Below are 25,438 nucleotides of genomic sequence, written 5' to 3'. Positions count from 1 at the left end.
CGATCGATCCCGCTGATGGCCGGTTGTCCAAAACGGCCGGTCGCAAGCGATGGGGCGGGGCCGATGGCTTGGGTGCGGCGACCGGCTCGGCCGGGACATTGCGCCGAAGCCCACTGCCGACGGCGACCGGAGCGCCCGACCTGCGCCCGCGGGCCGCGCCTTGCCGGCCCGCCATCGCCCGCTATGCTGTGGCGCATCGTCGACCGTGCCCGTTGTTGGAGAAGCCCACCATCGCCGACCCCGCCACCACCGCATCCGATCGCGACCCCGCACCCGCCGATCGAGCCCCGGCCGACCGAGCCGCTGTCGACAGGACCGGCGCCCATGCGCGCATCTGGCGCATCGCCGGGCCGGCGATCCTGGCCAATGTGTCGACCGCGCTGATCGGGCTGGTGGATACCTGGGCGGTCGGCCATTTGCCCGACCCGGCGCTGTTGGCGGCCATCGGGGTCGGCGCGTTCATCTTCAACTATCTGTTCTGGGCCGCCGGGTTCCTGCGCATGGGCACCACCGGCACGGTCGCTCAGGCACACGGGCAGGACGACCAGACCCGGATTGCCCGGATCGTTCTGCGCAGCCTGTTGCTGGCCCTGGCCCTGGGCGCGCTGGTCCTGGTGCTGCGCGACGCGCTGCTGGCTGGCGCGCTCGCCTTCATCGACCCCGAACCCCGGCTGGACGGGCCCATCAGCACCTATTTCGGCATCCGCATCTGGTCGGCGCCGGCGGTGTTGGCGCGCTTGGTGGTGCTCGGGCTCCTGCTGGGCACCGGCCGGGCGCGTACCGCCCTGGCGCTCGAAGTGTTCGTCAATCTGGTCAATGCCGGTCTGACCGTCTGGTTCGTCCGGGGGCTGGGCTGGGCGCTGGCCGGCGCGGCAGCGGCCAGCGCCATCGCCGAAGCGCTGTCGGCGGTGCTGGGGCTCGCCCTGGCGCTGGCGCTGCTCGGCCGGGCGCATCTGGCGGCGATCCTGCGCACACCGGGCTTCTGGCGCCTGGACGCCTTCGCATCGCTGTTGTCGGGCAACGCCTTCCTGCTGATGCGCACCTTGCTTCTGCTGTCGGTGTTCGCGCTGATCTGGAAGATCGGCACCGGCGTGTCGAGCACCATCGCCGCGGCCAATCAGGTGCTGCTGCAATTCCTGACGCTCGCCGCCCTGGCGCTCGACGGCCTCGCTTATGCCGCCGAGGCCGAGGTGGGCCGCGCGGTCGGCCGCCAAGACCGCCGGCTGGTTCATCGTATGACCGCCGTGACCGCGCTGTGGTCGGCGCTGGCAGCGGCCGCGCTGAGCGCCACCTATGCGCTCGCCGGCGATGCCATCGTCGCGCTGTTCACCGACCATGCCAGCGTCCGCGCCGCCGCCGGCGCGCACCTCGCCTGGCTGGTGGCGATGCCCATGGTGGCGGTGTGGTCTTATCAATTCGACGGCGTGTTTGTGGGGCTCAACGCCTTTCGCGCCATGTTCGCCACCATGGGCCTGGCATTCGCCGGTTTCGCCGCGGTCGCGCTTTGGGCTGTGCCGCTGTGGGGCAATCACGGCCTATGGGCCGCGGTGACCGTGTTCATGGGCCTGCGCGGACTGGCCCAGGCGCTGTGGTATCGGCCGTTGGTTCGCGCCCGGCTGGCCGAGCCGGCCGCCGCCTGACCGCCGTCGGACCCGCACGAGGAGGCCCGCCATGACCGCGTCCGACCCCGACCCGATGGGCCCGTCAAAGCCCTGGTCGACGCCCACCGCGACACCCGAACCCAGAGCCCGTGCCACCAACGGGTCGGTCGCCGAACCGGCGCCGTTGAACCCGGCCGCAGCCGCCAAGGTGCGGCGGTTGACCCGCCTTCAGCCGCCCGATCGCTGGGCCCTGGGGACCTGGCGCCTGCGCCTCGGCTATCGCCTGGTCTCGGCGCTCGAAGGCCTGCCCGATCCGCCCGGCGTGGCGACGCGGACGCTGTCCACCGCCGGCGCGGCGGGAACGCTGCGGGCCCTGCTGCATACGCCGCCGGCCCGCTCGGACAGGGCCACAGCGGCCGGGCTGATCGTCCATTTCCACGGTGGCGGCTTTTGTATCGGCAGCCCGTGGACCCACGCCCGCGCCTGCCGCGCCCTGGCCGCAGCGAGCGGCGCGCCGGTGTTGTCCGTGCACTACCGCCGCGCGCCCGAACACCGCTTTCCCGCCGCCCATGACGATGCCTGGGCGGCCTTGTGCTGGGCGGCTCAAGCGGCGCCACGACTGGGCGCGGCGCCGGGGCGACTGCTGGTGGCAGGCGAATCGGCCGGCGGCAATCTAGCGGCGGTTTGCGCGCGCCGGGCAGCGACGGACGGCGGCCCCGCCCTGGCCGGGCAGGTGCTGCTCTATCCCGTCCTCGATATGGTCACCGACCGGGCGAGCCTGCACCGATTCGCCACTGGTCATATCCTGACAAGGGCGCTCTACGACTGGTTCAAGGCGCAGTACATCCCCGGCGCCGACCGTCGCGACCCGCGCATCTCGCCTGCCCTCGCGCCGGTGCCGGACGGTCTGTGCCCGGCGCTGGTGGTGCCGGCCACCGCCGACATGCTGCACGACGAGACGGTGGCCTATCATCACACCCTGTCGTCCGCCGGGGTTTCAAGCCAGCTGCACCCGGCGCAGGGGCTGTTCCACGACTGCCTGCAACTGGGCCGCGGCCTGCCCGACGCCGCCGCGCTGATGGCCGCGGTGGGGGCATGGTGCGCCGAGCGACTGTCCAGTTAGGCTGACAGATCGCTCCGTCAAAAATACTTGACAGTTCAACGATCGCCATTGACAATCACTCTCAATTGCACCACCTTTCGGATGTCTTGAGAGAGGCTGTGAACACCGATGATCTTGTGTAGCTGCAATGCCCTGAGTGTCGAGCAGGTGAAAACCGCGGCGCTGTCCGGTACCCCGACAAATTGTCCCATCGAAGCCTATGGCCGGTTGCAGAAGGCGCCCAAGTGCGGTGGCTGCTTGTGCCGGGCGCGGCAGCTTCTAGGCGACCAAGTACCGGGGAGCGTGCGCCGCGACGGCGCGGTGACAGCCTCTGCTTGAAAACGCCTCGCATTCGCTTTTGCGTTTATTTCCATTGACTTAGCGCATCGCGTAAGTATTTTCCCAACCAGCTTGGTCCGGTTTGGGAGACAGACATGAAGGGCGACGCGAAGGTCATCGAATTTCTGAACGCCGTGCTCAAGAACGAGCTGACGGCGATCAATCAATATTTCCTGCACAGCCGGATTCTCCACGACTGGGGGCTCAAGCGGCTGGGCGACAAGGAATATCAGGAGTCCATCGAGGAAATGAACCACGCCGACTGGGCGATCCAGCGGGTGTTGTTCCTGGACGGTCTGCCCAACCTGCAATCGCTCCACCCGTTGCGGATCGGCGAAACCGTGGAAGAGGTGATTGCCTCGGACCTGGCGCTCGAACACGACGCCATCCCGACTCTGCGCGATGCCATCGAATATAGCGAAAGCATCCGCGACTATGTGAGCCGCGACCTGTTCCGCCGCATCCTCGACAATGAGGAAGAGCATGTGGACTGGCTGGAAACCCAGCAGAAGCTGATCGCCAGCGCCGGCATCCAGAATTATATCCAAGCCAATATGGGCGACGGCGACAGCGACGACTGAGCCCGACCCGTCGACTACACCGGGCGCCGGGCGGTTGGTTCGACCATCCCGGCGCGAAGCCCGCCGGCCGGCGCCTTACGGCCCGGCCGGCGCCATAGGCCCTCCCGAGCGACGCCACCGCCTGGAAGACCGCGCGTCGCATCCGCCTCAGGCGCAGGCCGCCCGCCCACAGGGCGTCATCGGTCACGGTGGTCACGGTCGCGGGGAGCGGCACCCCGATCCGCGGCTCAGTTTGCGACCGGGTCCGTGAACCGCCGGGGCAACCGACTCACGCGGCAGTGGGCGCGCTCAGCCCACGATTGATTTCGCTGACCAGGCCCGGACCTTCAAACACCAATCCCGTGTAGAGCTGCACCAGCGCCGCGCCGGCGTCGAGCTTGGCGCGCGCGGTGGCCGGGCTGTCGATGCCGCCGACGCCGATCACCGGCACGGCCCCGTCGAGCCGCGCGCACAGGCCCGCAAGCGTCGCGGTCGCCAGGTCGAACAGCGGCCGGCCCGACAGGCCGCCGGTCTCCCCCGCTTCGGCGGCGCCGAGCCCCGCCGGGCGGCTGACCGTGGTGTTGCCGGCGATCAGCCCGTCGACGCCGGCGTCGATCGCCTGGGCCGCGATCGCGTCCATGTCGGCCTCGGTCAGGTCGGGCGCCACCTTGACGAACACCGGCGGGCGTTGGGCCAGGCCGGCGCGCGTGTCCAGCACCCGGTCGACCAGTTCGGCGAACGCGGCAGCGCTTTGCAGCCCGCGCAGGCCCGGCGTGTTGGGTGACGAGATGTTGACGGTCAGATAATCGGCCAAAGCGGCAAACCGGCGCACGCCGGCGCAATAGTCGGCGATGCGGTCGTCGCTGTCCTTGTTGGCGCCGATATTGAGTCCTAACGGGCCGGGCAAAGGCCCCGCCGCGCGCACCGCGTCGAGCCGGCGCGCGGCGGCCTCGTGGCCGGCATTGTTGAAGCCCATGCGGTTGATCACCGCGCGGTCGGCGGTCAGGCGGAAAAGCCGCGGGCGCGGGTTGCCGGGCTGCGGGCGCGGCGTCAGCGTGCCCACCTCGACAAACCCGAAACCGAGCCGGAACAGCGCGCGCGGCGCCAGCGCGTCTTTGTCGAACCCGGCCGCCAGCCCGACCGGTGTGGGAAACCGCAGGCCGCACACGGTGCGCGCCAGCGCCGGGTCGGGCGCCGGCGCACGCGGCACCAGGCCGGTGCGCAGCATGGCCAGCGTCAGCGCGTGGGCGGTCTCGCCCGGCAGCGCGTGCAGCAAGGGCCGCACCAGCCCAAACGCCCCGCTCATGATGCCGCCCCTTGGGCGCTGTCAGCGTCGGCCGCCACCGCGCCCGGCAGCACATGCCGGCCGGCGCCGTCGAGCGCCAGCGGCCATGTGGCACATGCCCGCGCCGGGTCGAGCCGCCCGTAGAGATGCGGGAACAAGGCGCCGCCGCGCGACGGCTCCCACACCAGACCGGCGGCGGCCAGATCGGCGGCGGCGAAGGCCACCAGCACCAGATCCGCGCGGCCGGCGAAATGGGCCGCCAGCGTGCCCGCCACCTGATCGGCGGCCGACAGATGTACGAAACCGTCGGCACGGTCGATGGCCGCCCCGTCATAGCGCCCGGCACCGCGCGCCGCGGCCCATTCGTCGGCGGTCATGATCTTGTAGACAAAGCGCGGCTGCGGCGGCGCGGGCGGAGAAGAAGCGGAACGGTCGGACATGATGGCGTCTGGGTAGCCAGCCCAGCCGCCGAGCGCAAGGTCGGTTGCGCCCGGCGCGACGATCGCGCCACCCCAGGCGCCAATCCCCCGCCAGTGGCCGCGGGCCAAGCGCAGCAAGGCCATCCAACCGCCGCGGGCCTGGGCCCCGGGCCACCGCCGCGGTCCCGCCCGACCGCCGGCCCCGATGGATTGCCGCGCCGCCAGAGGGCGGCTCGCCATGATGGCTGCGGCGAGCGGGCGCTGGTCGCATCGGCAGACGCGTTGGCGAATGGCCTCAGACCAGCAGGCTGAGCGGGTTGCCGAACGCCAATTGTTGTTGGCTGCTTTGCAGACGCTCCAGCCCCGATTGCAGATTGGCGATGCGCGCCTGTTGGGCCGGCGACGGCGTCCCGGACATGTTCTGGCGCTGTTCCAACAGGTCCTTGAGCGGGTTGGGGATCAACGAACGGAACGCGCGCTGGCTGGTGGACACCGCGCTTTCGATCTGCTTGAGGCTGAACTTGGCCGCCGCCCCGTCCTTGAGGTTGAGCGGCTGGTTGAGGTTGAACGCGAAGGTGCCGCCCAGATCGCTGCCACCCGCATCGTCATCGTCGTCGCCCAGGCCCAGGCTGATGTCCTTGCCATAGAGCGTTTCGGGGTCAAGGCCCAACCGGGCGAGCGCGTCGCGCCCCTCGGGGCCGGCGAGCAGTTGCACCGACTGGCCTTCGAGCGCCTCGATCCGCAGCGCGTTGCTGCCCGGCTGCTGTTCCGCCCGCGCACCCCGGAACACCGCCACATTGATCTGCCGTGCCAGGTCGCGCAGCGTATCGCCGCTTTCGATGGTGATGCGCTTGGCCGGACCGTTGCCAGCGCGGATGAAGAAGCTGTCGCCGTCGCGTACCGCGGCGCGCGAGACGATGTCGCGCGGCTGGTCCTGGACGATCTTGCCCTGCGCGAAGCCCAGCTTCTCGATCACCGAGCGACCGGTGGGCACGAAGGCGAGCGCGTCGCCGGTGAAGTTGGTCAACGTTTTGCCGACCTGCTCCACCTCCTCGACCGCGCCGGTGGCGGCGTCGAGCCGGGCGACGAAGGCATCCTGCGAACCGCTGCGCTCGGCGCCCTCGACGCTGCCCTTGCCGGTGCCGGTGACGAACACCTTGCCGCCGCTGACCACCACATCGTTGAGGCTGTCGGTGCCGCTCGACCCCACGAACGAAAGATAATCGGACGCCAGGCTGGCGCCATTGTCGGCGACGCGCAGCAAAAAGCCGTCCTGGCCGCCGCTCGGCGCATTGGCTTGGGTGGCGCCGCCGCCGGTGAAGCCGGCATTGGCGGTGGTGCCGGTCACATAGATCGAGCCGTCGCCGGGATCGACGGTCAGCCGCCCCGCCGCGCCGCCCTCGCCGAGCACGCCGAGGTCGAGCCGCGCCACCTCGGTGGACAGGTCGGCGGCGTCGCGCTTGGACAGCACCGCGCGGCCGTCTTCCTCGCTCAACACCAACAGGCTGCCGTCATTGGCGCGCACGGTGTCGACCACCCGGTCGTCGCCGGTGGTGCCGAACACCGCCTCGTCGGTGATCTCGCCGGTGTCGCCGTCGAGGCGCAGCAGCCGCGCGTCCGACGTGGGCGTGAACGAGCCGATCTGATTGGGCCGCACCAGCCCGCCGATGAAGATCTCGTCATTGGCGCCGACGCTGACGGTCAGGCCCTCATCGTCGGCGGGCGAATCGAACTGGCGACGGAACAATTCGCCGCCTTCGCCGTCGAACTTGGCGACCAGCGTGTCGGTGCCCGAGAACACGTCGCCCTCGGTCGCCTCGTCGGTGGTGCGCCCGGTGACCACCACATTGTCGCGGCTGTCGATGGCCAGGGCGACGCCATCGGCGTCCTTGGACACCCCGAGCGAGCGGCTGAAGATCACCTTGCCGCTCGAATCGAGCTTGGACAGGAACAGGTCGTCCTGTTCCGCCACATTGAGGTTCTGGCCCAGATTGCCCTGCGCGGAGCCGACCACATAGACGAAGCCGTCGCTGTCCACCGCCATGTCGCGAATCGTCGTCTCGGCACCGACCACGGCGTTTTGCGCGTCGCGAATCGACGGCAGGACGAAATCATCGTCGGTCAGGCCGAGCGGGTCGAATTCCTTGGCGCGTTCATTGGCCTCGGCCCGCGCGGTCTCGGTGGCGAACGGGTCGACACTCTGGAAATCGCTGACCTCGCCGGCGGTCAGGTCGCCGAACAAGTCGCTGAATTCCGCCAGCAGGCCGGTCTGCGCGCCCTCGCCGATCAGCGGGCCCTGGCTGCCGGCGACCACCAGGCCGGGCTCGGTGCCGGCGGGCGGCACGAAGCGCACGTCCTCGAACGTCGAGCCGCGGAACTCCAGGCCGAAATCGCCGTCGTCATTCTCGAACACCTCGAAGCGGCTGATGAAGCGCGGTTCGGGGTTGCCGTCGTCGTCGACCACCACATTGCCCAGATCGTCGCGCTTGGGCACCGAGGTGATCGCGGCGTTGAGCGCCTCCTTGAGCGCGTCGACGGTGACGTCGCCCGAGATCGTCGCCAGGTCCACCGTGACCCGGGTGTTGAAGCCGTCGCTGCCGGTGATGTCGAGTTCGAACACCTCGTCGCCCTCGATCCCCGGCACCGGCGAGCCCTTGGCGCCGGTCTGGATGATCGCGCCGTCGACGAAGCTGGACACCCGGCCCACCGAGGTCTCGCTCTTGGTGGAAAAGCCGCGCTCGCCCGATTGCAGGAACAATTGCTCAGAGCGGTTGTCGTTGATGAACCGGCGCACCTCTTCAAGGCCGGCCTGGAACCGCTCGTCGAGCCGGGCGCGGAAATCGTCGGTGGCGGTCTTCTCGCTCGCCGCCTCGGCCAGGACTTCGAGGTCGCGCAGCGCGTTGTAGAGCACGAAGGTGGCCTGGGCGTCGGGCTCGTTGGCCGCGTCGGCGACGATGCGGTTATCGAAGTCGATCAAGCTGTCCTTGCGCAGCACCTCGCGCGCCTGGGCGCGGATGCCGCGCTCGTCCTCGGGCTCGTCGAACGGCGTGCGCTGGATGTCCGGGCCCTGCTGAAGCTTGAAATCGTCGGGGTCGAGCAGGCGCGCCACCTGCTGTTCGATGCGTGCATTGGCGGCCTGGTTGAGCAGCGACCCACCGATCGACACGCCCTGGAACGTGTTGCCCCGGTTGCCGAACAGCGACAGGGATCCGGAGTTCGACCCGCTGCTGAGCGGCTGGAACAAGGTCGCAATGCTGGACGGCGGCAAGATCGCCATGGTCAAAAACCCCCTACTGAACGTCGTACTATAACGTATCGCGGCGGTCGCGATAAGCGGCTAAATTTGCCGGGTTGCCGCTCTCCGGGCCCATGGGTTGCACGTTACATGCCAAACCAGTAAGGGGGACTGCCTGTCTAACCGATGGAGGTTCGCCCATGCTGGCGCTTCTCGAAGTCCTGATGCTCGCGATCGGTCTCTACCAGTGGATGGTCATTTTCCAGGCCATCTTGAGCTGGCTGGTGGCGTTCAACGTGGTCAACACCCGCAATGACTTCGTCAATATGGTCGGGACCTTCCTCTACCGGATCACCGAACCCGCCTTGCGCCCGATCCGGCAGATCATGCCCGATCTGGGCGGGGTCGACATCTCGCCTCTGGTGCTGATCCTGATCCTGATCTTCCTGCAGCGGTTCATCGCCACCTCGCTGGTGCCGCTGGTGGTTTGACGGATGCGGGCGCAGACGGGCGCGCGGGCTGGGCCGTGCTCGACGGTGCGGCAACCCGCGCCGAGGGCGGCTTGCGCCTGCGCGTCAAACTGACGCCCAAGGCCGGTCGCACCGGCATCCAGGGCGTCGAGACCACGGCCCAAGGCCCGGCGCTCAAGGTCCAGGTCACCGCCGTGCCCGAGAAGGGCCGCGCCAACGCCGCGCTGACCGCGTTCCTGGCCAAGCGGCTCGGGCTCGCCAAACGCGACGTGACCCTTGAAGCCGGCGCCACGTCCCGGCACAAGACGGTGTTCATCGTCGGCGCGCCCGACGCCCTTGCCCCGCTGTTGGAGAGTACCCTGCGCCCATGACCCAGACACCGGCCGACCCCCAAGCGACCCTGATCGACGGCAAGGCCATGGCCGCCCGGGTGCGCGCCCATGTGGCGCGCGACGTGGCGACGCTCCAAGAGCGCCACGGCCTCACGCCGGGGCTGCATGTGGTGATCGTCGGCGACAACCCGGCCAGCCAGATCTATGTGCGCAACAAGGTCGCCCAGGCGACCGAAGCGGGGCTGGCCTCGGTCAAGCACGAACTGCCCGCCGGCACGGCCGAGGCGGATTTGCTGGCGCTGGTCGCCCGGCTCAACGCCGACCCCGCCGTGCACGGCATTCTGGTGCAACTGCCGCTGCCGCCGCAGATCGACGAGCAGGCGGTGATTGCCGCGATCGCGCCCGAGAAGGATGTGGACGGCTTTCACGTTATCAATGCCGGCAAGCTGGCCACCGGCGGCGACGGGCTGGTGCCGTGCACGCCCTTGGGCTGTCTGATCATGCTGCGCGACCGCCTAGGCGACCTGTCGGGCCTCGACGCCCTGGTGATCGGGCGCTCGAACATCGTCGGCAAGCCGATGGCGCAGTTGCTGCTGCGCGAGCATTGCACGGTGACCGTGGCGCATTCGCGCAGCCGCAACCTGGCGGACCTGTGCCGGCGCGCCGACATCGTGGTCGCCGCCGTGGGCCGCGCCCATCTGGTCCAGGGCGACTGGATCAAGCCCGGCGCCACGGTGATCGACGTGGGCATGAACCGCGTCCCCACGCCTGAGAAGGGCGCGGGCAAGACCCGGCTGGCCGGCGATGTGGACTTCGCCGCCGCCCGCGCGGTCGCCGGCGCGATCACGCCGGTGCCCGGCGGCGTCGGGCCGATGACCATCGCCTGCCTGCTCAAGAACACCGTAACCGCCGCCTGCCGCCAGGCCGGCGTGCCCCTGCCCAGCCCCGACAGCAGCGGAGACGCCTGATGCAGGAAATCTTTCTGACCGCCTTCGTACCCGCCTTCGTCACCTTCTTCGTGGTCGTCGACCCGGTCGGCATCGCGCCGGTGTTCGCCGCCCTGACCGAAGGCTCCACGGCCGCCCAGCGCCGGTTCATGGCCTTGAAGGGCACGTTGATCGCCGCCCTGGTGCTGGCCTTCTTCGCGCTGGTGGGCAAACCGTTTCTCAACGCGCTCGGCATCACGCTCGACGCGCTGCGGGTCGCCGGCGGCTTCATGCTGTTCATGATCGGCTATGAGATGGTGTTCGAAAAGCGCACCAAGCGGCGCGAGGAATCGGCCGAACACATCCAGGAAGAGGCGGTCGCCCACGACGAGGACGATATCTCGGTGTTCCCGATCGCCGTGCCCATGCTGGCCGGCCCCGGCGCCATCGCCGCCGTCATGCTGCAAATGTCGCAAAACGCCGACAGCAGCGTGGGCCAGGGCATGGTCGCGCTGGCCATGGCCGTGGTGCTGGTGCTGACCTTCCTGATCTTCCTGGCGGCCGCCCGGGTCACCGCGTTCATGGGACCGACCTTCTCGCAGGTGTTCTCGCGCGTGCTGGGGCTGGTGGTCGCCTCGTTCGCCGTCCAGTACATGCTCGACGGGCTCTACGGCACCTTCTTCAAGGGCTGAGCGGGCTTCAAGGGCCGAGCGGTCGGGGGCAGAGCGGTCGGGGGCCGGGCGCCGCCCCCGACCGACACCCCAGCCGGTCAGGCCAGCCGGCCACCCCAACACCCGGTCAGGCCAGCGCCTGATCCAGCGCCGTGGCGCAATGGATGCGCGCGGTGTCGAACACCGGCACCGGCACATTGTCGTCATTGAGCAACAGCCCCACTTCCGTACAGCCCAGGATCAGACTGTCGGCGCCCGCTTGGGCCAGGCGCCGGGCGATCGCCTCGAAGGCGCGCCGGCCCGCCTCGGTCACCCGGCCCGCACACAGTTCGTCATAGATGATCCGATGGGTCTGCGCCCGATCCTCGGCGCCGGGCACCAGCGGGGCGAGACCGGCGGCGCGCAGCCGGTCCAGATAGAAATCCTGTTCCATGGTGAAGCGGGTCGCCATCAGCCCCGGCCGGGTCAGGCCGCGCGCGGTGATCGCCGCGGCGGTGGCGTCGGCGATGTGGACCAGCGGCACGCCCACGCCCGCCATCATGGGCTGCGCCAGCTTGTGCATGGTGTTGGTGGCCAAGACCAACAACTCGGCCCCGCCGGCCACCAGGGCGCGCGCCTCGGCGTTCAACAGCGCGCCGGCGCTGGCCCAGTCGCCGGCGCTCTGCATCGCCTCGACGACCGCGAAGTCGAGCGACCGGATCAGCAGATCGGGCGCATGACGCGGGCCCATCCGGTCCCGCGTCAGCGCGCACAGCGTGTCGTAATAGAGCGCGGTCGAGGCGGGCGACATGCCGCCCAGGATGCCGATGGTACGCATGGGCGCGCCCTCCCGTCCGCTGCCGGCCGTCCCGGCGCTCAGTGGCGGAAGTGGCGCCGGCCGGTGAACACCATGGCCAGCCCGGCCGCGTCAGCGGCCTCGATCACCGCGTCGTCGCGCATCGCGCCGCCGGGCTGGATGACCGCCGTGGCGCCGGCCTCGGCGGCCGCCAACATGCCGTCGGGGAACGGGAAGAAAGCGTCCGACGCGACCACCGAGCCCTTGGCCAGGCTCGCCGCCTCGCCCGCCGTCTCGGCCGCTTCGGCAGCCCGGATGGCGGCGATGCGCGAGCTGTCGAGGCGGTTCATCTGGCCCGCGCCGATGCCCACGGTCATGGCGTCGCGGGCATAGACGATGGCGTTCGACTTGACATGTTTGCAGACCGCGAAGGCGAACAGAAGGTCGGCCATCTCGGCCGCGCTCGGCGCGCGCTTGGTCACCACCTTCAACTCCTCGGCCACGGTGCGGGCATTGTCCCAGCCCTGAACCAGGAAGCCACCGGCCAGGCTGCGCACCAGACGGTCGCTGTCGCGCGGCGCCGCCAGGCCGCCGGTGAGCAACAGGCGGACATTCTTCTTGCCCGCCACCACCGCGCGCGCCTCGGGCTCGGCGTCGGGGCAGATGATCACCTCGGTGAAGATCCGGGTGATCGCCTCGGCGGTGGCCGCGTCCAGGGTCTGGTTGGTGGCCACGATGCCGCCGAATGCCGAGACGGGGTCGCATTTGAGCGCCCGGGCATAGGCGTCGGCCAGACTGTCGGCCTGGGCCACGCCGCACGGATTGGCGTGCTTGATGATCGCCACGGTGGGCCGCTCGGTGCCGAAATCGCTGACCAGCGAGAAGGCGGCGTCGGCGTCGTTGAGATTGTTGTAGCTGAGTTCCTTGCCCTGCACCTGCTCGGCGGTGGCCAGGCTCGCCCGGCGGTCGCCGGTGGTGTAGAAGGCCGCCGCCTGGTGCGGGTTCTCGCCATAGCGCAGGCTTTGCGCGCGCTCCGCCGTCCAGGTCAGGCGCTCGGGATCGGTCTCGCCCACCTCGTCGGTGAACCACTGGGCGATGCGCGCGTCATAGGCGGCGGTGCGGCGGAACGCCTTGGCCGCCAGCTCGCGGCGCAGGGCCGCGTCCACCTGGCCCGACTGGGCGTCGAGCGCGCCGGCCACCCGGTCATAGTCGGCGGCATCGGTGATCACGGTGACGAAGGCGTGGTTCTTGGCCGCCGAGCGGATCATCGCCGGGCCGCCGATATCGATGTTTTCCACCGTCTCGTCGAAGTCGGCCCCGCGCGCCACCGTCTCCTCGAACGGGTAGAGCGTGATCGCCACCAGGTCGATGCCGGTGATGTTGTGGGTATCCATGGCCGCCTGATGCTCGGGCAGGTCGCGCCGCCCCAGAAGCCCGCCATGGACCAACGGGTGCAGGGTCTTGACCCGGCCGTCCATGATCTCCGGAAAGCCGGTCACCTCGCTCACGTCGGTGACGGTCAGCCCGGCCTCGCGCAGCGCCCGCGCGGTGCCGCCGGTGGACACCAACTCGACGCCGAAGCGCGCCAGGGTCTGGGCGAACGGCACCAGCCCCTGCTTGTCGGACATGGAAAGAAGGGCTCGGCGAATCGGCAACAAATCGGGCATGGGGCGGCTTCCTCTGGAACGAAACAGGCGGCCCGGAGACCGCGCGCGCCTTGGCGTAGCCGATTGCCGGGGCGTCGACAAGCCACCGCCCCGACGACCGCCTAACCGCCGCCCTGCGGGGCCAGCCAGCGCCGGGCAAGAGCCGATGGTCCGCGCCGGCGCAAGTGTCTGGCGTCCGGGGGCGGGCGTCGGGCGTCAGGCGTTACCCGCGTCGCGCGGCAGGGCGATCCGTTCCAGGCTCCAGCGCAGCGCGTCGGCGGGCACCGGAGCAGCCACCCGAACCACCAGTTGCTTGGTGCGCACCGGGCCGGCGTCGGCGTCGATGAACAGGCTTTCCTCGGTCTTGACCACGCGACCGTCGGCGCGGAACCGCCAGGCCCGGCCACCCGGATGGCTCAAGTCGGCGCTCAGTCCGTCGCGGCTCACCCGAACCCCGACCCGCGGGTGCAGATGAAAGCGCAGGTCGACAATGGCCAGCTTGTTCCGCCCGGCGCCCACCAGCCGATCGGCGCCGACCAGCCGCTTGCCGTCGCCAGCCAGGAACAATTGCCGCTCGTGGACGACGCCGAGTCGATGGCGATAGCCGTCATGGGCGAGGTCGAGCAGCGTCCCGGCCTCCGACACCGCCCGACGCACGCCGACGCTTTCGACCCCCCGGCGCAGACCATCGGCTTCCGCGCGGGTCGAATTGGTGTCGTCGATCACCAGGGTGGAGTGAGCCGCGGTCGCCCGGGCCACCGAGGTCAGTTTCTCGGGCAAGCCATGCTGGCTGGCCGATCCCATATTGACCACAAGGGGGTAGTCCCCGTCGCTCATCTCAAAGCTAAGCGTGCCGGCGCCGGCCCGGGTCGACAGATCGGGCGGCGGCGGCGGGCCGCTGTCGATCACGCAGGTGACGCCGCCGGCGCTCAGGCGCTCGAACCCCGTGGCGGGCGCGCTGACCCTCACCGGCGCCGCAGGGTCGGCCTGGTGGAGCAAATGCAATACCGCCGCCGCGCTCATCGCGGTGCCGCCGTTGAACCGCGCCACCGAGCCGTCGCCCAGGCTGATGCCGCGCAGAAACGACACGACGGCCCGGATCCGCTCGCCGATCCACGCCGGCTGGGGCAGACCGCGCGCCCGGTGCAACTCGCGCAGCAGCATGAGAATGCGCAGAACGCCGACCGCGTGTGCCGGCTGGCGCGAAATCGGTCCGCCATCATCGTGCAGGAACAGGTCCAACAGGTGCGCCACATGGCGGGCCAGCCGGCGCGGCTTGAGCTCGGGCATGTCGAGCGTCAAGGCCGCCATCAGCAGCGCCGACAAGGCGACGATGCGGGCCGGCAGGTGGCCCCGACGCGGATAGACCAGCCGCAGGTGGCGTGCCTGTCGGGCCATGGCGGTCAGCGCGTTGGGCGACGGTGTGCGGGCGGCCGCGCGCTGGACCAGTTGGGCATGCGCGGTCCAGGCGATCAGCCGCCGCGCGGTGGCATGGGGATGCCACGCCTGGGGGTCCGCCCCGGGGCCGGGATAGCGCGCCACCCAGTCGCGAATCAGTTGCACGCCCAGCTCTTGCGCCGCATCGCGGTCGGCGGCGGCCATCAGATCGGGCAGCCACTCGAAGCTGTGCACGAACCATTGGTGGCGGACGCTGCGCCGCGCCAGATTGAGCCAGGGCTCGCCGTCGCCGACGCCGCTATTGCCGCCGCGCCCGGGCAGCGCGCCGCTCAGGATCGTGGTGCCCAGGGCCGGGTCGCCGGGCAACGGGTCCGTCGGCGCGGCGTAAAGCCGGAACGGCTCGGGCCCCGACAGCGCCAGGGCGCGCAACGGCGTGTAAAGCTGCACCCCGCGCCAGGCCACACTCACCGGCCAGGTAAGCAACGGACCACCGGCGCGGTCGCCGGCGCGGCGGATGCGGTGGGCGGATACCTCGGCGACCGCGTTATAAGCGTCAGAGCCGCCAGGGCTACCGGGGCGGTCGGGCGCGCGACCACCGGTGCGGCCGGTGCGCCGGTCGTCCGCCATATGAGCCGCTCGGCTGCGGGGGGGATCGTCTCGATGCTGCTGGCTGGCCATGGGGCCGGTCACCTTTGCGCCGCCGGACCGGGGCGAGGCCGGGAACAGACAGCGGGCAGCCGGCGGCGGTCCGCACGGCTGGCGCCTGCGACACCCGGGACACAGGGACGGGTCGCACCGGGACCCGAATCGGCACAAAGTGGCTGGACCATGGCAACGTAGTTACCAGCCGCCCGGCATGGCGGCAAGCGCCGGCGTATCGGCGGGCCGGGGGGTGGATCGGGGGGCGGACCGGCGGTCAGCCGGGCTTGACGAATCGGGCGGCGAAGAAGCCGTCGAGCCCGCCGAGCTCGGCCCACTGGTCGGGCCGGGTGCGCAGCCAGCCCTCGGCGTCGGCAAACCCGGCGAGCGCGGCGGCCAGGCCCTCGGGCGCATCGGGCGCCAACCGTGCCGCCTCGGCCGCCGCGTCGCCGAGCGGCTGAGGCGCCAGATCATCGCAAGCTTGGGCCAGGTGGCGCGCCACCGCCGGGCCCTCTTCGGGTTCCAGCGAACAGGTGGAAAACACCAGCCGCCCGCCGGGCGCCAACCAGCCGGCGGCGCGGGCGGCGAGCCGGCGTTGCAGGGCGGCGAGTTTGGCCACATCGGCCGCGCCGCGATGCCAGGCCACGTCGGGGTGGCGGCGCAGGGTGCCGGTGGCGGTACACGGCGCGTCGAGCAGGATGGCGTCGAACGGCGCGTCGGGCGTCCACTCTGTGAGGTCGGCGGCGACGATCCGGGCGTCCAAGCCGCAGCGGTCGAGATTGGCGCGCACGGTGGCCAGCCGCTCGGCCGAGCGGTCGACGGCGGTGACCCGGGCGCCGCGCGCCGCCAGTTGCAGCGTCTTGCCGCCGGGTGCGGCGCACAGGTCGGCGACCCGGCGGCCGGCCACATCACCCAACAAGGCCACCGGCAGGGCAGCGGCGGCGTCCTGAACCCAGAACGCGCCCTGGTCGAAGCCGGGCAGCGTATCGACCGCCGGCGGCCGCACCAGCCGCACCGAGCCGGTGGCCAGCAAGCGCCCGTCGGTCGCCTGCGCCAGCGCCGCGGGGTCGTGGCGCGCGGTCAGGTCGAGCGGCGGTTCGACCGCCATGGCGCGCGCCATGGCGGCCGCAGTCTCCGCCCCATAGGTCTTCTGCCAGCGCGTGAACAGCCAGGCCGGCAGGTCGACGCCATCGGCGGCCACGAGCGACGCCAGCCGCGCCCGGTCGCGCACCGCCCGGCGCAGCACCGCGTTGACCAGCCCGCGATAGGGCTTGGGCGCCAGCGCCACGGTCGCCGACACGGCGGCGTGGTCGGCCACGTTCATGTGAAAGATCTGCGCCAGCCCCAGGTGCAACAACGGCAGCATCTGCCGCGCCCGGCCCTTAGGCGGCCGGTCGAGCAACGCGCCCACCAGTCGGGTGAGCCCGCCCCGGTGGCGCAGGGCGGCGGTGGCCAGGGCGCGGGCGAACGCCCGGTCGCGCACCGGCAGCGCGGCGCCGGCGCCGGAGAAGGCGGCGTCCATGGCGGCGTCGAGCGGCCGGCCCCGGTCGATCACCTCGGTGAGGATCGCCAGGGCGGCGCGACGGTCGGCGCCGGCCGGGCCGGTGGGCCCGGTGGGACGGGAAGCGTTGGACGATGCAGCGGTCATGACGCGGGGGTGTAGCGCCCCCGGCCGCGCCTGTCATCTGCGAACACGGCCCCCTGGGTCCCCGACGAGACAGGCGACATCTCGCCGCCCTACCCCGTCTTACCCGTCTTACCCTGGCCGATCCGGCGCCACCCCATGGCGCCCTGGCTGTCTCGGTCGTCGGACCGGGCGCCAATACCGGCCCGGTCGGACAGGTCGTCATGACGGCTTATCGCTTATCCCCAGGGGCCGCGGCGGCCGCCCGACCCATTGGGAGCCGACCAGGGGCTGTTGCCGGCGCCGCGACCGCCACCGCCCGACAGCGGCCGGCCGGCCATCTGTTCCAGGGCCGCGATGCGGTTGGCCATCGAGGGGTGGGTGGAGAACAGATTGTCCATCGACTGGCCCGACAGCGGGTTGACGATGAACATGTGCGCGGTCGCCGGGTTGTGCTCGGCGTCGGCATTGACCACCCGGCGCGCGCCGCGCTCCAGATTGGCCAGCGCCGAAGCGAGCGCCAAGGGGTCGCCGCAGATCTCCGCACCCAGCCGGTCGGCGGAATATTCGCGCGTCCGGCTGATCGCCATCTGCACGAGCGCAGCCGCCATGGGCGCCAGGATCATGATCAGGATCGAGCCGATCAGCCCCGGACCGTTCTCGCGGTTGCCGCCGAAGAACAGCGCGAAATTGGCCAGCATGGAGATCGCCCCGGCGATCGTCGCGGTGATCGTCATGGTCAGCGTGTCGCGGTTCTTCACGTGCGCCAGTTCGTGCGCCATGACCCCGGCGACCTCGTCGCGCGACAGGCTGTCGAGCAGCCCGGTGGTCGCCGCGACCGCCGCGTTCTCGGGGTTGCGCCCGGTGGCGAAGGCGTTGGGCTGCGGGTTCTCGATCACATAGACGCGCGGCATGGGCAACTCGGCGCGCCGCGCCAGATCGCGCACGATGCCGTAGAGCATCGGCGCCGAGCGCTCGTCCACCTCGTGCGCGTGGTGCATGCGCAGCACCATCTTGTCCGAGTTCCAATAGGCGAACAGGTTCATCCCCGCGGCGACCATAAACGCGATGGTCATGCCCCCGGCGCCGCCCAACAAATAGCCGATGCCCACAAACAGCGCGGTCATGGCCGCGAGCAGCATGGCCGTGCGCATCATGTTCATAAGGTCTGTAACTCCCTGAGAGACCAAATCTGGCGTATGCCTTCCATGTAGCCCGCACCCGGCGCCGTTCAAGCGGCCAAGCGGCGCGCCGGCGACCGACCGAGGCCGCGCCACGACGAACCGCCGCCCCACGGGCCTGCGGGGCCGACCCTTCCCTCGCGCCGCCGAGCGGTCCATATGGGAAACACCACGCCCCTTCGGGAGACCGACGATGACCGACAAGCCGAACCGCCCAGACGACCAGGCGACCCCGACCCAAACCCCGACCCAGACCCCGGCCCAAACCCCGACGGACGGCGACGCAGCCGCCCAAAGCGAGGCCGGCGAAACCGCCCGCCCGCGCGAGATCGGTGGCCGCCAGGGCCCCGAACCGACCCGCTATGGCGACTGGGAAGTGGGCGGCCTGGCGTCGGACTTTTGACGGCCGGCGGCGCCGTTCAGTTGAGCGTGTAGAAGCTACCCGGCGGCGCGTCGATCACCGTGGCGCCGCCCTCGACCACTTCGAGGATGGCGAGCGCGCGCTCGGCCGTGCCGTCGCGGCGGAAGCGGAACAGGCCGCCGACGCCGCTGAACCCGGCGCCGTCTTCCAGGTCGGCGCGGCTGATCTGGCCGGCGTCGAAGTCGCGCGCCAACACCGCCGCTAAGGCCATGGCGTCATAGCCCAGGGTCGCCAGGCGCGGCGGCCGGTCGCCATAGACCCGGTCGAACCGGTCCAGGAAGCCGTCGACCCGCTCAGGGTCCGGGGCGGCGTACCAGGCGCCGACCATGGCCGGCTCGTTGGACAGATCGACACCGTCCCAGCGCATGGTGCCCAGCACCCGCACCGCCTGGGTGTCGACCTCGTAGAACGGCAGCAGGGTGGCGATGGTGCGCACCAAGGGCGGGCCTTCGGGGATCAGCACGGTGTCGAACGCCAACGCGCCCAGCGTCTCCTTGCCGGCCAGATCGGCCAACAGGTCGGCCGCCATGCCGCCTTCCATGTCGCGCAGGAACGCCACCTCGTCGCGATAGGCGGCCCGGCGCCGGTCATAGTCGGCCAGCCGCTTGACCGGCTCATAAACACCCTCGACGGTGCGCGGGTGGCTTTCCACCCGGGTCAAGTCGGCGCGGGTGCCGTCGAGGGCGCGGCCCAGCGCGGCGAGCGCCCGGTCGCCATAGTCGCCCTCGGGCACCAGGGCGGCGAACGCCCGGTGGCCCTTGGCAGCGGCGTAACGGGCCACGCGCGCGACCTGCTGTTCGGGCAGATAGCTCAACAGATAGACACCGTTGCCGGCCACCGCCCGGTCGTTGGAAAAGCCCACCAGCGGAATGTCGGCGGCGCGCGCGATCGGGCCGGCCGCCTTGACCGACGCGCCGTAGAGCGGGCCGAGGATCAGCCGCGCCCCGGCGTCGACCGCCTGGCGCGCCGCGCGCTCGGCCCCGTCGGGCTGGCCGCCGGTGTCGAACACGCGCAGGTCGAGCCGCGGGTCATAGGCGTCGAACAGCGCCATCACCGCAGCGTCGCGCAGCGCCGCGCCGACCCGTTCGCCGCGCCCGGTCAACGGCGCGAGCAGGGCGACGGTGATCTGGCGGCCGGTGTCCTCGGTGACCGCGGAGCGGTAGACGTCGCTGCCGTCGTCGAGCAGCAAGGCGCCCATGTCCGGGCCTTGCGCGCTGGCCGGCGGGGCGGCGGGCGTCGAGGGGGCCGGGGCTTGCGACGACGCGGCGCAGCCGGACAGGACCAGCAGGCTGGCGAGCGCGGCGGGATGCAGACGGCGCAAGACGGTGGCGCGCAGACCCATGAAATCCTCACTTTAAGCGGACCGGCGAAGCCTCTACCTAAGGTCAAGCCGTCCGGCGGTGCAACATCCTCGATCCTGAGCGAGAATATGGGCAAAACTGTAGCGACCGAAACCGACCGCGCCGACACCGACGATAGCGGGGGCGATGACGCCGACGGGGTGGCGGCGGGCGCGCTGGCGCCCGGGCTTTATGTGGTCGCCACGCCGATCGGCAATCTGGGCGACATGACCGAGCGCGCCGTCGCGGTGCTGCGCGCCGCCGACCGGATCGCCTGCGAAGACAGCCGGGTGACCCGCAAGCTCGCCCAACGCTTTGCCATCCACACCCCGATGACCGCCTATCACGACCACAGCGCGCCGGCGGTACGCGCGCGGCTGTTGGACGATCTGGCCCAAGGCGCGCGCATCGCCCTGGTCAGCGATGCCGGCACGCCGCTGTTGGCCGACCCGGGCTATAAGCTGGTCGCCGACGTGGTCGCCGCCCGCATTCCTGTCATTCCGATCCCCGGCGCCAGCGCGCTGCTGGCGGCGTTGACGGTCGCCGGCCTGCCCACCGACCGGTTTCTGTTCGCCGGCTTTCCGCCGCCCAAACAGGCCAAGCGGCAGAAGGCGTTCGGTGCCGTGGCGGCCGAGCCCGGCACGCTGGTGTTCTATGAAAGCCCGCAACGGCTCGCCGCCTGCCTGGCCGACATGGCCCGGGCGTTCGGCGCGCGCTCGGCCTGCGTGTGCCGCGAGATGACCAAGCGTTTCGAAGAGGTGCGGCGCGGCCCGCTCGACGCGCTGGCCGACCACTATGCCCAAGCCGGCGCGCCCAAGGGCGAGGTGGTGATCGTGGTCGCCGGCGCCGCGCCCGAGACCGCCGACGACGCCCGGCTCGACGCCCTGCTGGCCGACGCGCTGGCGACCCTGTCGGTGCGCGAGGCCGCCCACGCGGTCGCCTGGGTCACCGGCCTGCCCCGGCGCACGGTCTATAACCGGGCGCTGCGGCTGGCCGACGACGGGGCCGGCACCGCAGACCGCAACCGGGGCGGCGATTGACCATGGCCCGCCGCGCGCCCCACCGCCCGGACCGTGCGGCCGCCGAGGCGCGCGGTCGGCGCGCCGAGCGCTGGGCGGCCTGGTGGCTGCGGCTCAAGGGCTATCGGCTGGTCGAGCGGCGCTTCCGCACGCCGGTGGGCGAGGTCGACCTGATCGTCGCCAAGGGCCCGGTGCTGGCGTTCGTCGAGGTCAAGCACCGACGCGCCCTCGCCCACCTGCCCGACAGCCTGAACGCGCGCCAACGCGACCGGGTGGCGCGCGCCGCACTCGCCTATATGGCCGGCAACCCGGCCGCCGCCGCCGCCGATATCCGCTTCGACCTGGTGTTGGTGGGCCGCTGGCCGTGGCCGCGCCACATCCCCGGCGCTTGGCGCCCGCGCGCCGGTCTTTGAAACCGTCCCAAGGGCTTGGCCCGACCCGGCGGGTGCATTAGATCAAGGCGACCCGCCGCCAATCCAGGAGACCTTCGCCCATGGCCCGTGTGTGCGCCGTCCAGATGGACGCCATCGAGACCGTCGACATCGACGCCGATTCCACCTTCGCCCTGGCGCTCGAAGCCCAGGCCCGGGGCTATCGCCTGTTTCACTATCTGCCCGACGCGCTGAGCTTCCGCGACGGCCGGGTGGTGGCGCGCGGCCGGGCCATGCGGCTGGCGCGCACGCCGGGCGACCATTACGATCTGGACGCCCCGCAGACGCTCGACCTGGCCCAGGACGCCGATGTGGTGCTGATGCGCCAGGACCCGCCGTTCGACATGGCCTACATCACCTACACCCACTTTCTGGAGCAGTTGCGCGGCCGCACCCTGGTGGTCAACGACCCCGAAGCGGTGCGCAATGCGCCCGAAAAGCTCTATGTCACCCACTTTCAGGACCTGATGCCGCCGACCCTGATCACCCGGTCGATCGACGAGGTGCGCAGCTTCCGCGCCGAGCATGGCGACATCATCGTCAAGCCGCTGTTCGGCAATGGCGGCTATGGCGTGTTCCGCTTGCAGCCCGAAGACCAGAACCTGGCCTCCTTGATGGAGATGTTCCTAGGCGTCAGCCGCGAGCCGGTGATGGTGCAGCAGTATCTGCCCGCGGTGCGCGGCGGCGACAAGCGCATCATCCTGGTCGACGGCGAGCCGGTCGGTGCGATCAACCGGGTGCCGGCCGAGGGCGAGGCGCGCTCCAACATGCATGTGGGCGGCCGCGCCGAGCGCAGCGACCTGAGCGAGCGCGAGCGCGAAATCTGCGACCGGCTGGGGCCCGAATTGGCGCGGCGCAACCTGATCTTCGTCGGCATCGACGTGATCGGCGGCTATCTGACCGAGATCAACGTCACCTCGCCCACCGGCATCCAGGAAATCGACCGGTTCGAGCGCACCAACCTCGCCGGCCTGGTGTGGGACGCGATCGAGCGGCGACTGGCCGGATGACCCCGGCCGGGCCAGCCTCGGGCGGCGGCGGGGCCGGCGGTTTCGCCGGCCTCGACCCGACCGTCCGGGGCATGGCCTATATGCTGGCCAGTTGCGTGGCCTTCGCGCTGGTCTGGACGTTGATCCGCATCGCCGGCGAGACCGTGTCGGCGTTCATGATCATGTTCGCGCGCACCGCGTTTGGCTGCCTGTCGCTGGCGCCCGACCTGCGCGGCCGCGGCCTGGCCGTGCTGCGCACCCGGCGATTGCCCGTCCATCTGATCCGCGGCGTCACCTCGGTGGTCGGCACCTTCGGCATCTTCTATGCGGTCACCGTGACGCCTTTGGGGCTGGTGGTGGCGATCTCTTATGCGGCACCGCTGTTCACCACCATGGGCGCGGTGCTGCTGTTCGGCGAGCGCATCCACGCCCGGCGCGTCGCCGCGCTCATCGTGGGCTTCGCCGGCATGTTGCTGGTGCTGCGTCCGGGCGCGGTCGAGTTCGACCTGGGCGTGGCCGGGGCCATCGCCGGCACGCTGGGCATCGCGGGCTCGATGCTGACCATCAAGGCGCTGGCGCCCACCGACCGCTCCGACACCATCGTGGCCTATGCGTTTTTGCTGCCGCTGCCGGTCACCTTCGCCGCCGCCCTGCCCGGCTGGGTGTGGCCGGGACCGGTGGACTGGGCGCTGCTGATCGCCATCGGCCTGCTGGCATCGGTGGGCCAGCGCACCCTGGCCATGGCGTTCGCCGAGGCCGACGCCGGCGCCATCCTGCCCATCGACTTCGTGCGCCTGGTGCTGGCGACCGCCTTCGGCGCCTGGCTGTTCGACGAACGGGTCGACTGGCTGACCGGGGCCGGCGCGCTGATCATCCTCGCGTCGACGGTCTATCTGGCCCGCCGGGAAGCGATCGCCGGTCACGCGGGCGCAACTGAGCGCTCAGACGCTCGCCCAGAAAGGCGGTGAACAGGCGCACCTTGGCGGGCACCAGCCGGCTCGGCGGATAGACCACATAGATGCCCTGGGTCTCGCCGGTCCAGGGCGGCAACAGCCGCCACAACCGGCCGGTGCGCAACTCCTCGGCCACTTGGAAGGCGGGCAGAAAGGCGACCCCGAGCCCGGCCAGGGCCGCCTCGCGGATCGCGTCCACATTGTTGACCGTCAGCGGCCCGTCGACGGCCACGGTGGCGGTCTCGCCGTCGCGGGTGAACCGCCACTGGTTGTTGGCCGAGAAGTGGGCGTTGACCAGGCAACGGTGGCGGGTCAGGTCGGCGGGGCATTCGGGCGCACCTGCGGCCTTCACATAAGCCGGCGCGGCGACCAGGGCGAACGCCGTCTCGCCGACCCGACGCGCGGCCAGATCGGCGGGCGGCGCGCCGTCGATCCACAGCGCCATGTCATAGCCCTCCTCGACCAGATCCACCGGCCGGTCGGTGAGCGTCATCTCCACCTTGAGCTTGGGATAGGCGTCGAGAAACGGCTTGAGCGCGGGGCACAATTGGCGCTGGCCGAAGCTTGGCGGCGCGTGCACCCGCAACACCCCCTCGGGCGCCGGGTCGAGGCTCGCCGCCAGCCGCTCGGCCTCGTCGAGCCGCCACAAAATGTCGCGGGCGCGTTCCACATAGCCCTCGCCGGCCGCGGTCAGCGCCACGCGCCGCGTGGTCCGGGTCATCAACGCGGTGCCGAGCGCGCTTTCAAGCGCCTTGACCTGCTTGGAGGCGGCGGTGCGCGACAACCCCAAATCGGCCGCCGCCCGGGTGAAACTGCCCAGGTCGGCGATCCGCACGATCAAGCGCATGGCGCCCAGGCGATCCATCGCAAGACCCCTTGTCATCCCACCAGGGCCGGAAGTTAAACAGATCGCCGGTAATCCGTCACGATTTGATGTGCCGGCGCAAGGCGTTGGAAGACACGCCGGCACCTGCGCCGGTTTGGCCCTGGCCTTGGCGGGGGGCCGGGGTCTATAGCACGGGCATGAAACAACACCTGCTCCGCCTGGGCGGACCGGCGGTGATCCTGGACCGCGTGCCCCGTGCGCCGCGCGGCGGTCTTGTGCGCGGCATTGTCTGGATGGTGTCGGCGTCGGTCTGCGTGACCGTTATGGGCGCCTTGGTGAAGAGCCTCGGCCAACGCCTGCCGCCGGTGCAACTGGCCGGCGTGCGCGCCGCCGTGATGGTCGCGGTGATGGCGCTGTTCATGGTGCCCAAGGGGCCGGAATTGTTCCGGGTTCGGCGCTGGCGGCTGCTGACCGTGCGGTCGCTGCTGCTGACGTTCATCAACGGCGCCGGCTTCTGGACGTTGAGCGTCTTGCCCTTGTTCTTCGTCACCGCGGTGTCGTTCACCAAGCCGTTGTTCATCACCCTGCTGGCCGCCCTGGTGCTGGGCGAGACGATCCGCCTGCGCCGCACCCTGGCCATGGTGGCGGGGTTCGCCGGCGTGCTGGTGACCCTGGTGCCCCATGCCCTGGGCCCTGAGACCGTGGCGTCGGCCGCAGCCGCGACGGCGGGCGGCGACGGTGGCGCCACCCCGGCCATGGTGCGGCTGGTGCCGGCGCTGGTCGCGGTGTCGATCGCGCTCGCCATGGCGGTGTCGGTGGTGGTGGTCAAGCGGGTGTCGGAGGTGGACCGTCCGACCGCCATCGTGTTCTGGCCCAATCTGGCGGTGGCGGTGCTGTTGGGCACGGCATCGCTGTTCATCTGGGTGCCGCCGACGCCGCTTGAATGGCTGTTGATCGTGGTGTTGGCGGCGGCAGGATGGGCGGCCCAGCAGAGCTTCCTGCGCGCCTATCGCTGCACCGAGGCCGGCCTGGTGGCGCCGTTCGAATATGTGCGCATCCCGCTCGCCGCCGGCGTCGGCGTGTTCGTGTTCGCCGAGATCCCGACCGGGTGGACGGCGGCGGGCGCGGCGATCATCGCCGGCTCGACGCTCTACATCGCCCGGCGCGAGGCAGCCCTGGGCAAGACCGCGCGCGGTCGCGACGACACCGACGACCCGTGAGCGCCGGCGACCGCCCAGAAGCCGCCGGGAGGCGCC

23 protein-coding genes are annotated in these 25,438 nt (G+C 71.0%); 13 read left to right on the top strand and 10 right to left on the bottom strand.

Features of this window, described 5'->3' with window-relative positions; all coding sequences use genetic code 11:
- The first annotated feature begins 212 nt into the window (after positions 1-212).
- The 3 genes from EV659_RS05165 to bfr all read left to right on the top strand — a co-directional run bounded on the left by EV659_RS05165 (position 213) and on the right by bfr (position 3,623).
- Entirely contained in the window at positions 213-1,640 is a 1,428-nt protein-coding gene (locus EV659_RS05165; RefSeq protein ID WP_165878737.1) for an MATE family efflux transporter, read from the top strand.
- 31 nt (positions 1,641-1,671) lie between these two features.
- The gene (locus EV659_RS05160) at positions 1,672-2,724 is read left to right on the top strand and encodes an alpha/beta hydrolase (protein ID WP_132707794.1); all 1,053 of its coding nucleotides are present in this window, start codon (positions 1,672-1,674) and stop codon (positions 2,722-2,724) included.
- Positions 2,725-3,137: 413 nt separating this feature from the next.
- Entirely contained in the window at positions 3,138-3,623 is a 486-nt protein-coding gene (gene bfr / locus EV659_RS05155; RefSeq protein ID WP_132707793.1) for a bacterioferritin, read from the top strand.
- A 268-nt stretch (positions 3,624-3,891) separates the two neighbouring features.
- Here the strand turns inward: bfr and EV659_RS05150 are convergent, their stop codons facing one another.
- From EV659_RS05150 to EV659_RS05140, 3 genes are all read right to left on the bottom strand, one after another.
- The gene (locus EV659_RS05150) at positions 3,892-4,908 is read right to left on the bottom strand and encodes a quinone-dependent dihydroorotate dehydrogenase (protein ID WP_132707792.1); all 1,017 of its coding nucleotides are present in this window, start codon (positions 4,906-4,908) and stop codon (positions 3,892-3,894) included.
- Positions 4,905-5,327 carry a DUF952 domain-containing protein gene (locus tag EV659_RS05145; protein ID WP_132707791.1) on the bottom strand — a complete coding sequence of 141 codons (423 nt, stop codon included), beginning with the start codon at positions 5,325-5,327 and terminating at the stop codon, positions 4,905-4,907. Before EV659_RS05145 ends, EV659_RS05150 begins: the two co-directional genes overlap by 4 nt.
- A gap of 274 nt (positions 5,328-5,601) precedes the next feature.
- On the bottom strand, positions 5,602-8,583 hold the full coding sequence (locus EV659_RS05140; protein WP_132707790.1) for an SBBP repeat-containing protein: 2,982 nt from the start codon (positions 8,581-8,583) through the stop codon (positions 5,602-5,604).
- A gap of 158 nt (positions 8,584-8,741) precedes the next feature.
- Here EV659_RS05140 and EV659_RS05135 point away from each other — a divergent pair, with 158 nt between their 5' ends.
- From EV659_RS05135 to EV659_RS05120, 4 genes are read left to right on the top strand one after another with little or no spacing between them, the layout of a single operon-like run.
- On the top strand, positions 8,742-9,032 hold the full coding sequence (locus EV659_RS05135; RefSeq protein ID WP_132707789.1) for a YggT family protein: 291 nt from the start codon (positions 8,742-8,744) through the stop codon (positions 9,030-9,032).
- Positions 9,029-9,382: a DUF167 domain-containing protein gene (locus EV659_RS05130; RefSeq protein ID WP_200287329.1), complete on the top strand. Its 354-nt coding sequence runs from the start codon at positions 9,029-9,031 to the stop codon at positions 9,380-9,382. The genes EV659_RS05135 and EV659_RS05130 overlap by 4 nt, the downstream gene beginning before the upstream one ends.
- Positions 9,379-10,311: a bifunctional methylenetetrahydrofolate dehydrogenase/methenyltetrahydrofolate cyclohydrolase gene (locus EV659_RS05125; RefSeq protein WP_132707788.1), complete on the top strand. Its 933-nt coding sequence runs from the start codon at positions 9,379-9,381 to the stop codon at positions 10,309-10,311. The genes EV659_RS05130 and EV659_RS05125 overlap by 4 nt, the downstream gene beginning before the upstream one ends.
- Positions 10,311-10,961, top strand: a complete 651-nt coding sequence (locus tag EV659_RS05120) for a MarC family protein (RefSeq protein ID WP_132707787.1) — start codon at positions 10,311-10,313, stop codon at positions 10,959-10,961. The genes EV659_RS05125 and EV659_RS05120 overlap by 1 nt, the downstream gene beginning before the upstream one ends.
- Before the next feature lie 106 nt (positions 10,962-11,067).
- Here the strand turns inward: EV659_RS05120 and EV659_RS05115 are convergent, their stop codons facing one another.
- The 5 genes from EV659_RS05115 to htpX form a co-directional block, all read right to left on the bottom strand.
- Positions 11,068-11,757 (bottom strand): aspartate/glutamate racemase family protein, encoded by a 690-nt coding sequence (locus tag EV659_RS05115; RefSeq protein ID WP_132707786.1) that lies wholly within the window; start codon positions 11,755-11,757, stop codon positions 11,068-11,070.
- 38 nt (positions 11,758-11,795) lie between these two features.
- Positions 11,796-13,382 carry a bifunctional phosphoribosylaminoimidazolecarboxamide formyltransferase/IMP cyclohydrolase gene (purH, locus tag EV659_RS05110; RefSeq protein ID WP_132707785.1) on the bottom strand — a complete coding sequence of 529 codons (1,587 nt, stop codon included), beginning with the start codon at positions 13,380-13,382 and terminating at the stop codon, positions 11,796-11,798.
- A 195-nt stretch (positions 13,383-13,577) separates the two neighbouring features.
- Positions 13,578-15,386, bottom strand: coding sequence for a heparinase II/III family protein (locus EV659_RS05105; protein ID WP_165878736.1), 1,809 nt, complete (start codon positions 15,384-15,386; stop codon positions 13,578-13,580).
- Positions 15,387-15,675: 289 nt separating this feature from the next.
- On the bottom strand, positions 15,676-17,046 hold the full coding sequence (locus EV659_RS05100; RefSeq protein ID WP_132707783.1) for an RsmB/NOP family class I SAM-dependent RNA methyltransferase: 1,371 nt from the start codon (positions 17,044-17,046) through the stop codon (positions 15,676-15,678).
- Between the two features lie 215 nt (positions 17,047-17,261).
- Complete coding sequence (gene htpX / locus EV659_RS05095; protein ID WP_132707782.1) at positions 17,262-18,185, bottom strand: zinc metalloprotease HtpX; 924 nt, start codon at positions 18,183-18,185, stop codon at positions 17,262-17,264.
- A 211-nt stretch (positions 18,186-18,396) separates the two neighbouring features.
- Here htpX and EV659_RS05090 point away from each other — a divergent pair, with 211 nt between their 5' ends.
- Positions 18,397-18,606 carry a DUF1674 domain-containing protein gene (locus tag EV659_RS05090; protein ID WP_132707781.1) on the top strand — a complete coding sequence of 70 codons (210 nt, stop codon included), beginning with the start codon at positions 18,397-18,399 and terminating at the stop codon, positions 18,604-18,606.
- Positions 18,607-18,622: 16 nt separating this feature from the next.
- On the opposite strand, the gene EV659_RS05085 is transcribed toward EV659_RS05090, so the two are convergent.
- Positions 18,623-19,966 carry a penicillin-binding protein activator gene (locus EV659_RS05085; protein ID WP_132707780.1) on the bottom strand — a complete coding sequence of 448 codons (1,344 nt, stop codon included), beginning with the start codon at positions 19,964-19,966 and terminating at the stop codon, positions 18,623-18,625.
- An 87-nt stretch (positions 19,967-20,053) separates the two neighbouring features.
- On the opposite strand from EV659_RS05085, the gene rsmI reads away from it, so the two are divergent.
- The 4 genes from rsmI (at position 20,054) to EV659_RS05065 (ending at position 23,371) form a co-directional block, all read left to right on the top strand.
- Positions 20,054-21,004 carry a 16S rRNA (cytidine(1402)-2'-O)-methyltransferase gene (gene rsmI, locus EV659_RS05080; protein ID WP_132707779.1) on the top strand — a complete coding sequence of 317 codons (951 nt, stop codon included), beginning with the start codon at positions 20,054-20,056 and terminating at the stop codon, positions 21,002-21,004.
- Positions 21,005-21,006: 2 nt separating this feature from the next.
- Entirely contained in the window at positions 21,007-21,396 is a 390-nt protein-coding gene (locus tag EV659_RS05075; RefSeq protein WP_132707778.1) for a YraN family protein, read from the top strand.
- 80 nt (positions 21,397-21,476) lie between these two features.
- On the top strand, positions 21,477-22,424 hold the full coding sequence (gshB, locus tag EV659_RS05070) for a glutathione synthase (protein WP_132707777.1): 948 nt from the start codon (positions 21,477-21,479) through the stop codon (positions 22,422-22,424).
- Complete coding sequence (locus tag EV659_RS05065; RefSeq protein ID WP_132707776.1) at positions 22,421-23,371, top strand: DMT family transporter; 951 nt, start codon at positions 22,421-22,423, stop codon at positions 23,369-23,371. The genes gshB and EV659_RS05065 overlap by 4 nt, the downstream gene beginning before the upstream one ends.
- Here EV659_RS05065 and EV659_RS05060 read toward each other — a convergent pair.
- Entirely contained in the window at positions 23,274-24,221 is a 948-nt protein-coding gene (locus tag EV659_RS05060; RefSeq protein WP_165878735.1) for a LysR family transcriptional regulator, read from the bottom strand. The genes EV659_RS05065 and EV659_RS05060 overlap by 98 nt on opposite strands.
- Before the next feature lie 158 nt (positions 24,222-24,379).
- Between EV659_RS05060 and EV659_RS05055 the strand changes: the two genes are divergently transcribed.
- Entirely contained in the window at positions 24,380-25,402 is a 1,023-nt protein-coding gene (locus tag EV659_RS05055; RefSeq protein ID WP_165878734.1) for a DMT family transporter, read from the top strand.
- Positions 25,403-25,438 lie beyond the last annotated feature (36 nt).

This window comes from Rhodothalassium salexigens DSM 2132 (genome assembly GCF_004341375.1).
Taxonomy (GTDB): Bacteria; Pseudomonadota; Alphaproteobacteria; order Sphingomonadales; family Rhodothalassiaceae; genus Rhodothalassium; species Rhodothalassium salexigens.
The sequence above is the reverse complement of the archived record's forward strand: the minus strand, read 5'-3'. Positions and strand labels throughout refer to the sequence as shown.